The organism is Paenibacillus forsythiae T98 (genome assembly GCF_000520735.1).
GTDB lineage: Bacteria > Bacillota > Bacilli > Paenibacillales > Paenibacillaceae > Paenibacillus_AQ > Paenibacillus_AQ forsythiae.
Window position 1 is genome coordinate 1 of the sequence record NZ_ASSC01000315.1, and the last position, 10,039, is coordinate 10,039.

The window sequence follows — 10,039 nt, forward strand, 5'->3', positions numbered from 1 at the left end:
TAACCGCATGCAAGAAGCCTTGCGGATAGGCGAATCCGCCTCTTCCGCTCAGTTCTCCGGCAAAGTAAATCTGAGTAACCGTTCCAGCGCTGCACAGCCCGAGCAGCGGGAGAGGACACCCGATCTGCTCCTCCGCCGCCTCCAGAAAGTCCGCCTTATAAGGATCAAAGCGCTTGGAGCCGCCGATTTCCCGGTAGTAACGCGCCCCGATCTCCTTCCAGTCAAAATGCGCGCGGACGGCTGCGATTTCGGCCAGCGCGATCATAAAATCGACATAAAGCTCCGGCTTTCTGCCCTGCCATGGCTGCTCCTTGTTCCAGATAACCTCGAAGATCTCTTTATAAACCGAGCACGGTTCGAGCTTTGCTGCCATATCCTCTATAAAATTCCACAATAAATGCCGGTTTTCCTGCCCTGCCAGGCCATCCGGGACTTTATTCCCCCCTTCCAGTATGGCTCCAAGCCGCGCATGCCAGTCGGCAATCGTCTGCTTCTCCCGTTCCCGCTCTCGTCTTCTTTTTCGCTCCACATGAAGATAAAGCGCATAACCCATAACGTACTCCGTCCGCGCTACGGTCTTCCCATCCGGCTCGTACCGGTCTTTCCGCATAATCCATCCCTCGGCCAATCCGCCGGTACATACCGACGCATCCCCGAGTTCGCGCAGCAGCTCGCGCTCGCTCTTCCGGACCCTTGGGCTGTGAAACAGCCGTTCCAGCACCCCGGGAACATCACTTTCATGAGAGAGCGCGGCATCCCCATGCCCGCCGGTGATTTTTCCTATGCGCCTGCGCGTTCTTGAGCCTGCCTTGAAAATATCAATTTCGAAGCCATTGCCCGATTGGCTGAGCGTCGCGGGTTCCAGTTCCGAGCCTTTGGATAAATAGTGCGAGCATATGAAATTTATAATCTCCGTACTTAACAAGCTTGTACATCTCCTTATCGAACTGCCAATATATTATCTACTATAATACGAAACGGGCCGCGAAGCTTTAGACAAAGGCTGGCGGGGCTGGGCAAGTCTGCAAGCACGAGCACGCCGCAGGGACAGGACAAGAAGAGCCGGTCCAATCCTGATAGATTGGCCGGCCGTCTTAAGCTTTTTCCTGTTCTATCTCCTGTTCTATACATGAGATCAAGCTGCCGTTATGAATTGTGTGTGCCCAGAGGTCTAAAGTTTAAAGTGCAGCACCGTCTGGCGGAGCTTGGCTGACATCTCGTGCAGTGTAGTCGTATGCGCCAAATTCTGCTCCATGCAAGCCAACTGCTGTTCGGTGACAGCCCCCACACTGTCTGTACTTTCCTCTACCGTCCTCGTCATCTCCGATATCCGGTCCATCGTATGAACAATCATCCCGGAGTGTCCGGAAAGATTATGCAGCGCTTCGGTTACTTCCTGGATTTCGCTTGTTGTGCTGTCGGTAAGTCTCTTGATCTGGTCGAACAATTCGCTTACAGAGCTTGTGGTCTGTACGCCTTGTGCCACCTCGTCATTCATTTCTCTGACCGATAGTCCAACCTGCCGCGTATCGCTCTGGATTGCCTGAACCAGCGCTTTTACCTTGTCCGCCGAAGCGTTGGTTTCATTGGCAAGCTTGCGGATTTCCGTAGTAACCACCGCGAAGCCCCTTCCTTGCTCGCCGGCCCGGGCAGCTTCAATCGCCGCATTTAACGACAGAAGATTGGTCTGCACCCCGATCGAAGAGATGACATTGTTCATCTCCTCGATTTCAGCGGATCGCTTCTCCAGGGATGACATGGTCCGTTCAATCGCTTCCATCCGCTGCCGGATCATGTTCATCTGACGAACTGCGTTTGCAAGCCCTTGTTCTCCGGCTACGGCCTTTTCCTGCGCTTGTCTGGCGACATTCATCGCGGCCTGGCTGTTCCGGTCAATGCCCCGGATATCGTCATGAACGGCCATTACGGCCTCCTGCCCGTTCTCCGTTGCCTCCACCCGGCTGCTGCTGGTTGAAGCCAGGTCGCTCATTACGGAAGCCATGTGCTCAGCCGCCCGGCTCGTTTCTTCCGTACCTGCCGCGACCTCCCCGGATATCGTAATAAGTTGCTCGGTGCTTTCGTTGATTTCGGTCACAATGATCCTCAGATTGTCCTGCATCCGGTTAAAGGCTTCCGCCAGCACTCCCAATTCATCTTTCTGCTTCAAGACCAGGGGATCTCCAGCCAGGTTCCCTTCAGAAATGGATTGCGCTGCGGAAGACAGCAATCGGATCGGCCGGGATATCATCCGGGCTATGTACAGACCGATTCCGACCGCAAGAACGAAGACGGCAATGCCGATAGCCATGGTAAGACGCACAGCATCCTCATTTGTCCGCTCCATTTCCGTCTTGACCGCCAGCATCTCCCGATTTTGCTCATCGGAGAGCTGCTGGGCATAATGGACAATAGCGTCACCCATCAGCATGAGGTCGGTCTTGGCCTTCAGGAAGGCGCCTTCCACGGACTCCTGCGGAAGTCCGAACAGAGCTTCGGCCTTCTCACTGTAATAGCGGTTCATACTCTTCATCAGATCAACCGCTTTCCGGCTCTCCGGCTGATCCCCCAGCATGGGTGACATTTCCTCCAGAAGCTTGTCCGTCTGGCTGTTGTCCAGCTGCAGATTCGTATGGTAGAACGTATCCTGATTGAGCAAATACGACTGCAGGCTGCTGTTCTGCGATATAGCATAGAACTTCAGATTATCCGCCATGCCTTTCAGCAGCACATGATGCTCAAGAACCTCTGTTACGCTCCCCTGCACCTTTCGCATCGACTGGATGTAGCTTACACCCGCACAACCGGAAATAATTGCGACCACTAAAAACCCGGCCAATAATTTATGTACAATTGATATACGCACCTGTGCTCCCCCTAATCTCAACGACTCCATTTGGCAATGTACCGGTCCGCTTGATTCGCGGTAACCAGCTCATACGGGACATGTGTATTCTTGGCAAAGCTTAAGCCTTGTGCGGCTTTAACCGCGATTTTAATTGCCTGTTTCCCCTGTTCCGCCGCATCCTGAAAGACGGTTACGTCAAGCGCCCCCGTCTTCATCAGCTCCAGAGCCTGCATCGTGCCGTCGACTCCCGCAAATCGCATTCCCTGCTCCTTGCCCTGCAAACGTGCAGCCAGAATGGCTCCGATAGCCATTTCATCATTAGTGGCCACAACAGCGTCAATGGGCTTGCCCGAAGCGAGCCAATCCGACATGAGCAATATCGCTTGATACCGGTCATGATCGGCGCTTCCTTCAAGCACCAGATTCAATCCCGGATGCTGGGCTATGATGCGTTTGATATCTTCTGCCCGCTTCTCATCTTTGCCCCCGTCTATGAGCGCAATATTTCCTTTCCCTCCCAACAATTTAACGACCTCGTTCATCTCCAGAGCACCGGCGGCATTCAGCGACGATCCGGCGGACAGCGGCGATTCGGAGCCTACATATGCCGTTGCCTCTTCCACGCCTTCATAAGCGCGGGAAAGGACAATTGCCGGTATCCCGGCTTCCTGGATTCTTTGGGTCAACTTTACCGATTGCTCCGCGTTCACCGGAATAAACACTATGGCGTCCTTCCCCGCAGCGAGCAGACCCTCTACTTGCTCAGCCTGGAGTTCCGCATCATTGCCGGAATACTTGATTTCCAGCGATGTTCCCGGTTCGGCCTCGGCTTCACGCATCATGTTCTGAGCCAGATAGGTGAGAAACCGGTCACTCTGATCGAGCAAAACGACGCCGATGGCCACCTCGCCTTTCTTCCCCGGGTTCTCTGCCGTCTTTGCGCCCCCGCTGGTTGTTCCGCCTTCGCCGCTTTGCGTTCCGGGTGAGCCGGCTTCGCTGACTGTTCGCGCTTCTCCGGCTTCCGGCGTGACGCTGGCGGATGAGCACGACGTTATCCACGCCAAGGCTCCCGCCACACATAGCATCATGCACAGGGAACGGATAAGCCTTCTCTTTGTTTTCATAAGCATAACCCCCTAATTTTGTGACCCCCGACCAAAAAGTCAGAGTAAATACGTTCTGGTGATTATCGACAAAATCACGATTATTTGTTATATATTTCTGGAAATAATTTATGAGAGCCAAAACAAAAAAGGCCGTTAAACACACGGCAAAGTCATGTGTCCAACAGCCCTTGAATTTAAGTTCATCTCTTATCCGCCCGCTATCTGCCGTCCAGCAGATTGCCCAGTCCGCCGAGAATGCTGCCCTCTTCCTTGCGCCCTGTGCCCCGGGCGGCGGACAGGATGCGGTCGGCCATCCGGTTGAACGGCAGCGACTGAACCCAGATCTTGCCCGGTCCGCGCAGCGTGGCGAAGAACAATCCTTCGCCGCCGAACAGGGCGGTCTTGATGCCTTTGACCATCTCGATATCATAGTCCACCGAGGAAGTCATAGCGACAAGACAGCCGGTATCCAGACGGATAACTTCGCCGGGCTGCAGCGTCTTCTCCATCACGTAACCGCCGGAATGGACAAAAGCCAGGCCGTCGCCTTCGAGCTTCTGCATAATAAATCCTTCGCCGCCGAAGAACCCGGCGCCCAGCCTGCGCTGGAATTCAATGCCGACGGAGACGCCTTTCGCCGCGCAGAGGAAGGCGTCCTTTTGACAGACGATTTTACCGTTATACTGAAGCAGGTCCAGCGGAATGATCTTGCCCGGATACGGCGCGGCGAACGTCACGGACTTCCGGCCGTAGCCGCCGCTATGCGTGAAGACCGTCATGAACAGGCTTTCGCCGGTCAGCACCCTTTTTCCCGCGCCCATCAGCTTGCCCATCAGTCCGCCACCCTGGCTTGCGCCGCTGCCGTCGCCAAAAATCGTCTCCATGCGGATTTCCGGGTCCATCATCATGAAGCTGCCCGCTTCCGCAATCACGCTCTCGCCGGGGTCGAGCTGAACCTCCACACACTGCATTTCCTCGCCCATAATCACATAATCAATTTCATGCGCTCCCATTTCGATTCCTCCCAGTTCATTCACTATTCAAGGCCGCTTCCGGCTGTATGAGCGTTTATACGTCCGGTACGCCGGAGCGGTTTCAGCGCAGCCTGAAAATTGTATGTCAGCCGAAGCCGTTTAATTCCGTTTCTCCTTCCATACCGCCGCATACTTCTGTTGATGGGTCCAGCCTTAAATCCAAAAACGCCCGGTTTCCCGGGCGCCCTTGATGCGAGCAAATTATATTTTGGGCTCAAGCTCATCGCTCGGCGCCGGTTTCGACCATTGGCCGACAAATTCAGCCTCATCATAGTCAAAGAAGGATTTCAGAATCCCGTCGCGGTCGTCCAGGAACAGCTGATCCGCCACGCCGGAGACGAGCTTCGGCACCGCATTCTTCGTGCCCGAAATGGCGGAAGCCGAGAGTCCGCAGCTTGCAAGCGCCGAATAGTTAAAGACGAACAATCCGTGCAGGAGAGCCTCTCCCTCCGCGTCGCGGCTGGTGAACGCAAAGCCTGGAGAGAGGTAGGGATGCGCATCAAGCAGCGGATTGGCCACCTCTGCCGGAGCGTCATAGACATCGCCCCAGCGGGCGATATGGCTCTCAACCAGCCGAAGCTCCGGACGCAGGCCGGGATCGCTGAGCAGGCCGGTGCTGACGATCAGGAAGTCAAAGGTGAACCTGCCCTGGGGCGTGGTCACAGCCGCTCCTTCGCCGTCGCTCTCCACCTCCAGCCACGGAGAGCCAAGATGCAGCTTGAACCCGGGCCACGAGGCCGCCCGTTCAAAGGTATCGTTGGTCGGCGGCTGATTATATTTGAAGAAATGGGAAATCGCCGCATATTTCTCGGCATCCGTCAGTGCATGGAAGCGTTCAATCATCCCCGACGATTCCATCTGGCGGATCGGATTGACGCTCGGCAGCTTCTCCCGGCGGACAAAGACATGAGCTTCGGCCACGCCTTGGGACAAGGCGAAATTGGCATTGTCGAAGGCCGAGGCCCCGCCGCCCAGAATCCCGATCTTTTTGCCTTTCAGCGTCTCAAAATCGATCATCTCGGAAGTGTGGGCGTACAGGCGGGCAGGCAAATGATCCGCAATGATTGAAGGCACATGCCATTCTCCGCCCCCTTGAATGCCTGTGGCCAGAACGACCTTCCGCGCCAACAATTGCTCCGAAGGCGCTCCCGCTCCTGCAATATGCAAGCGATGAATCCCGTCTTCGGCAGGCTCGATCAGCTTCAGTTTGACTTCATTAATAACCGGAAGATTCAGAACCTGACGGTACCAGCGCAAATAGCTCATCCAGTCGCCCCGCGGTATCTTGACGACCTCTTCCCAGCCCTGCGGTCCGAATTGCGCTTCCCACCAGGAGCGGAAGGTGAGAGAAGGTATGCCAAGGTCGACGGAAGTCAGATGCTTGGGCGTGCGCAGCGTAACCATCCGCGCATAGGTCTCCCACGGCCCCTCCAGTCCTTCAGGGTTCTCATCAATAACAAGAATATTCGATATCCGTTCGCGCAGCAGGCCGAAAGCCGCAGCCAAGCCACTTTGACCTCCTCCGACAATCACGGCGTCGTAGACATGCCCTTCGGGGTGACTCTTCGGCTGTACCCAAGCCGCGCCTCCGAAGGCAAGGTAGGAAAGATCGGTTTTTACTCGTTCATTCAAAGCTTCCAGGCTCATGACTCCTCATACCTTTCAGTGGCGTTTATTATTATAATGATATAGATAACCTCGGCTTAAGCCAGCTTATATGCTAATAGTCATATTATATCTTGTGTCCCCGGCCGTTTAAATGTTGATGGCATGTATATTGTCATAAGTTCTAAAATTGTGAGCGTTAATTGTGCATAGCGACTAATATTGAGTATTTCATGAGAGAAAATATTACATAATCTTTCGAACAAAAATGACGAGGTGACCCCATGCTTAAGAAAATGATAGTAACTGCATCTTTGCTGCTTGCTTTACCTGTTTCCGCAACGGATTTGCTTGCAGCTACGCCACCCCATATTGCGGCAAATTCAAAGGATTATTCCGCATCCCAATTCATCATTAAGGAAAATCGTGCATATTGCAGCATCGAAACCCTTTCCAGTATGATGGGCGCATTAAATTCCTGGGTATTTAAGGATGAACAATCCGTTCATTTTATTACGCATTTTTCCAAAAAGGGTGACTCCGATGAATTTTATACATGGTTTACCCGATCGAAGAAAGTAGAAATCATGTCGAAGCAAGGCGGAGAAGAAAAAATTAAAAACATCACAATGAAGCATCAAACCGTTGTTTCGAAAGATGGAGAGATTCTCATCCCGCTGCGTGATGCCATTTTGGCATTAGGAAAATCTATAGAGTGGGAGAGTAAGTCTAACACGATAACCATTACCGGTAAAATAACCTATTAATCGATAAAATCATCAAAAAATCAAGGTGAATGGTCATTCAGCGTAGCCATTATCTCAAATAACCGCCATTATTCAGATCAAAGGTTGCTCCCGTGTAGTGCCTGGATTTATCGGACAATAGAAAAAGGACTGTTTCAGCCACATCACCGGGCAGTACCGGCTCGGGAATCAGCTGGTGACTGAGATACTCCTTCTTCCTCCAATCGGGAATCGCCTCCATCATTGAAGTGTCCACCATCGTGGGCGCCACGGCGTTAACGCGTATGTATGGCGAAAAATTCATGGCGCAGCTCTTGGTCAACCCGAGGAGGGCCGCCTTGGTCAGCCCATAAATCGCATCCGAGCTTCCCTCCATCCCCGACACCGAGGACATATTGACGATTGTTCCCTTTTGCCGATTCCGAAGCATCCTCCTTCCGAACAGCTGTGAGAAGTAGACGGCGCCCTTGATGTTAATATCCATGACCTTGTCGATCTCGTCCTCTTGATAATCCAGTATGCTTCTCGCCAGATAGATCCCCGCGTTATTCACCAGGCTGTCTGCGTCCGGGTGCTCCCGTTCCATATATTCAAAAAAATCGATCATAGTCGCTTACATCCACCTGATAGGTATGCAGATTATGGCAACCCTCCACCCCCTGCTTCAGCTCCTCCAGCAAACGGCCGTTAATATCACACGCTATGACCGAAGCGCCTTCGCGCAAACTTGTCTTCACGATTTCTTTTCCGATCCCGGAAGCCGCGCCTGTGATGATCACCTTACGATGACTGAGCATTCCATTCCCCCCGAATCCAAATTTAATAACCATTTTACCTTTCGGCAGCTTGGGATTTGCATATGAAGAATATAGTTAAAGTAAGGTGCTTCAATTCAACGGTAAAGGATTTGATTATTTTGAGGATAGCCTTCTTCACGGATACGTTCTACCCGCAAATCAATGGTGTGTCCAATACGTTGATGGTTTTGAGCCAATATTTGACCCGCACCGGGATTGAACATAAATTCTTCGCGCCCGATTATGAGAGCGGCGAGCCCGAAGCAAGCGGAGTCCCTGTCGTGCGGTTCAAAGGCTTCTCGCCTCATATCTACCCGGATGCCCGCCTCTCTTTCCCTCCTTATTCCAAAATCCTTGAGCAGCTCTCGGACTTCAGGCCGGATGTGGTCCATATTGTGACGGAGCTTGGCATCGGCTGGAGCGGCTTGCGGGCCGCGAGAGCGCTGAATATTCCCATCATCATGTCTTATCATACGAGCTTTGACAAGTACCTTCAATTTTACCATATGCAGTATTTAAGCAAAGCCTTGCGGGCATACATGCGCTGGTTTCACAGCTTCGCGCTCGTCAACCTCGCCCCCTCCCGGAGTACGATGCAGGATTTGACGCGGCATGGCATCCCTAATCTGGCGCTTTGGCCCCGGGGAATCGACCTTGAGCGGTTTCATCCCGGGCATTTCTCCCCCAAGCTCAGGGCAGAGATGGGCGTAACGGAAGAAGTGGTCTTTCTCTACGTGGGCCGCATCGCGGCGGAGAAGGGTCTGCGGACGCTGTCCGACAGCATCGCGCAGGTGAATCAGCGCTACGGGAACCGGGTGAAATGGATCTTCACCGGAGAAGGGCCTTATTTGCCGGAGCTGATCGCCAGAAAAATACCGAACGCCATCTTTACGGGGACCCGCCGGGGCGACGAGCTGGCCGCAATCTATGCGAGCGCGGACGTCTTCGTCTTCCCTTCCGGCACCGAGACGTTCGGCAATGTGCTGCTTGAGGCGATGGCGAGCGGGCTTCCCGTCATCTGCACCGATTCCGGGGGCGTGACCGATTTTACCGAAAACCACCAGAATGCGCTTGTATATAAGTGCGGCAGCGTACCGGAGTTAACCAGGGCGATCATCAAAATGCTCCATCCGCAGAACCGGAAGGTTCTTGGGGCGAAAGCGCTGGAAACGGCAAAATCCCGAAGCTGGGACGCCGTATTGGAGCGCCTCATGCTGCACTATCATTACGCCGCGCACCCGGAGATCTACTCCGGAAGGAAAATCATCGGCTGATGCCGGATTCGTAGATTGGCACCTGCGGATTGGACAGTGCATACAATGCACTGGTGAGGTGAGCCTATACTATGAACGGACACATTTGGCCGCGGCAATATGCCGCGAAGCTCCATCGGTCTTTAAGACGCAAAATCCGGAAATCCAGTGTACCCGGCGCCAAGTCGGCTGCGATTCCGGTTATTATTCAACTCAAGCATCCATTAACCACGGCACGGCTCCATAATCTGAAGCGGCATGCGGGCCGGCATGCTTTCCCGATTCTGCGGCAGCTTCCGCTGGTCCATTCGGTAGCATCCAGAATTTCGCCGGACTGTCTGAAACAGCTGTGCCGATGCGGCGGAGTCAAGAAGATCTATCCGGACAGAATAAAGAGAACGTCGCTCTCCATAGCCACGCCCTCCATCGGGTCAACCAGGGTTCAAAGACAGGAAGGACTTACCGGAAAAGGGATTAATATCGCCATCCTCGATACCGGAGTCTTTACACATCCGGACCTGATTCGCCCCGCCAGCCGGATTGTCGCCTTTAAGGACTTCATCAACCACAGACGGCGGCCTTATGATGATAACGGTCACGGGACCCATGTCGCCGGAGATGCGGCGGGCAACGGCTGGTCGAGCCGTGGAAAA

At 53.7% G+C, this 10,039-nt stretch carries 7 protein-coding genes and 2 pseudogenes; 3 read left to right on the top strand and 6 right to left on the bottom strand.

All coding sequences use genetic code 11. The features are described 5' to 3' along the window. The 5 genes and pseudogenes from L692_RS0110290 to L692_RS0110310 form a co-directional block, all read right to left on the bottom strand. Window positions 1-925 (bottom strand): annotated as a pseudogene (locus tag L692_RS0110290) (hypothetical protein); the annotation flags it as partial. Between the two features lie 246 nt (window positions 926-1,171). Further along, window positions 1,172-2,863 carry a HAMP domain-containing methyl-accepting chemotaxis protein gene (locus L692_RS0110295; protein ID WP_025699579.1) on the bottom strand — a complete coding sequence of 564 codons (1,692 nt, stop codon included), beginning with the start codon at window positions 2,861-2,863 and terminating at the stop codon, window positions 1,172-1,174. A gap of 17 nt (window positions 2,864-2,880) precedes the next feature. Further along, entirely contained in the window at window positions 2,881-3,969 is a 1,089-nt protein-coding gene (locus L692_RS0110300; protein WP_025699581.1) for a substrate-binding domain-containing protein, read from the bottom strand. A gap of 200 nt (window positions 3,970-4,169) precedes the next feature. Continuing rightward, a complete protein-coding gene (locus tag L692_RS0110305; protein ID WP_025699583.1) occupies window positions 4,170-4,964 on the bottom strand; it encodes a TIGR00266 family protein in 795 nt (264 codons plus the stop codon). Between the two features lie 222 nt (window positions 4,965-5,186). Continuing rightward, window positions 5,187-6,632, bottom strand: coding sequence for an FAD/NAD(P)-binding protein (locus L692_RS0110310; RefSeq protein WP_025699585.1), 1,446 nt, complete (start codon window positions 6,630-6,632; stop codon window positions 5,187-5,189). Window positions 6,633-6,874: 242 nt separating this feature from the next. Between L692_RS0110310 and L692_RS0110315 the strand changes: the two genes are divergently transcribed. Continuing rightward, window positions 6,875-7,357 carry a stalk domain-containing protein gene (locus L692_RS0110315; protein ID WP_025699587.1) on the top strand — a complete coding sequence of 161 codons (483 nt, stop codon included), beginning with the start codon at window positions 6,875-6,877 and terminating at the stop codon, window positions 7,355-7,357. Window positions 7,358-7,406: 49 nt separating this feature from the next. On the opposite strand, the pseudogene L692_RS28370 reads toward L692_RS0110315, so the two are convergent. Beyond that, a pseudogene (locus tag L692_RS28370) lies at window positions 7,407-8,133 on the bottom strand (SDR family oxidoreductase). Window positions 8,134-8,252: 119 nt separating this feature from the next. On the opposite strand from L692_RS28370, the gene L692_RS0110325 reads away from it, so the two are divergent. Beyond that, the gene (locus tag L692_RS0110325) at window positions 8,253-9,407 is read left to right on the top strand and encodes a glycosyltransferase family 4 protein (RefSeq protein ID WP_025699588.1); all 1,155 of its coding nucleotides are present in this window, start codon (window positions 8,253-8,255) and stop codon (window positions 9,405-9,407) included. A gap of 71 nt (window positions 9,408-9,478) precedes the next feature. After that, a partial coding sequence (locus L692_RS0110330) for a S8 family serine peptidase (RefSeq protein WP_025699590.1) occupies window positions 9,479-10,039 on the top strand: 561 nt, incomplete at its 3' end.

What these genes read in the sequence shown, in the direction of transcription:
- L692_RS0110300 (WP_025699581.1), bottom strand. Translation starts at nt 3,969, where the DNA reads ATGAAAACAAAGAGAAGGCTTATCCGTTCCCTGTGCATGATGCTATGT.
- L692_RS0110305 (WP_025699583.1), bottom strand. Translation starts at nt 4,964, where the DNA reads ATGGGAGCGCATGAAATTGATTATGTGATTATGGGCGAGGAAATGCAG.
- L692_RS0110310 (WP_025699585.1), bottom strand. Translation starts at nt 6,632, where the DNA reads ATGAGCCTGGAAGCTTTGAATGAACGAGTAAAAACCGATCTTTCCTAC.
- L692_RS0110315 (WP_025699587.1), top strand. Translation starts at nt 6,875, where the DNA reads ATGCTTAAGAAAATGATAGTAACTGCATCTTTGCTGCTTGCTTTACCT.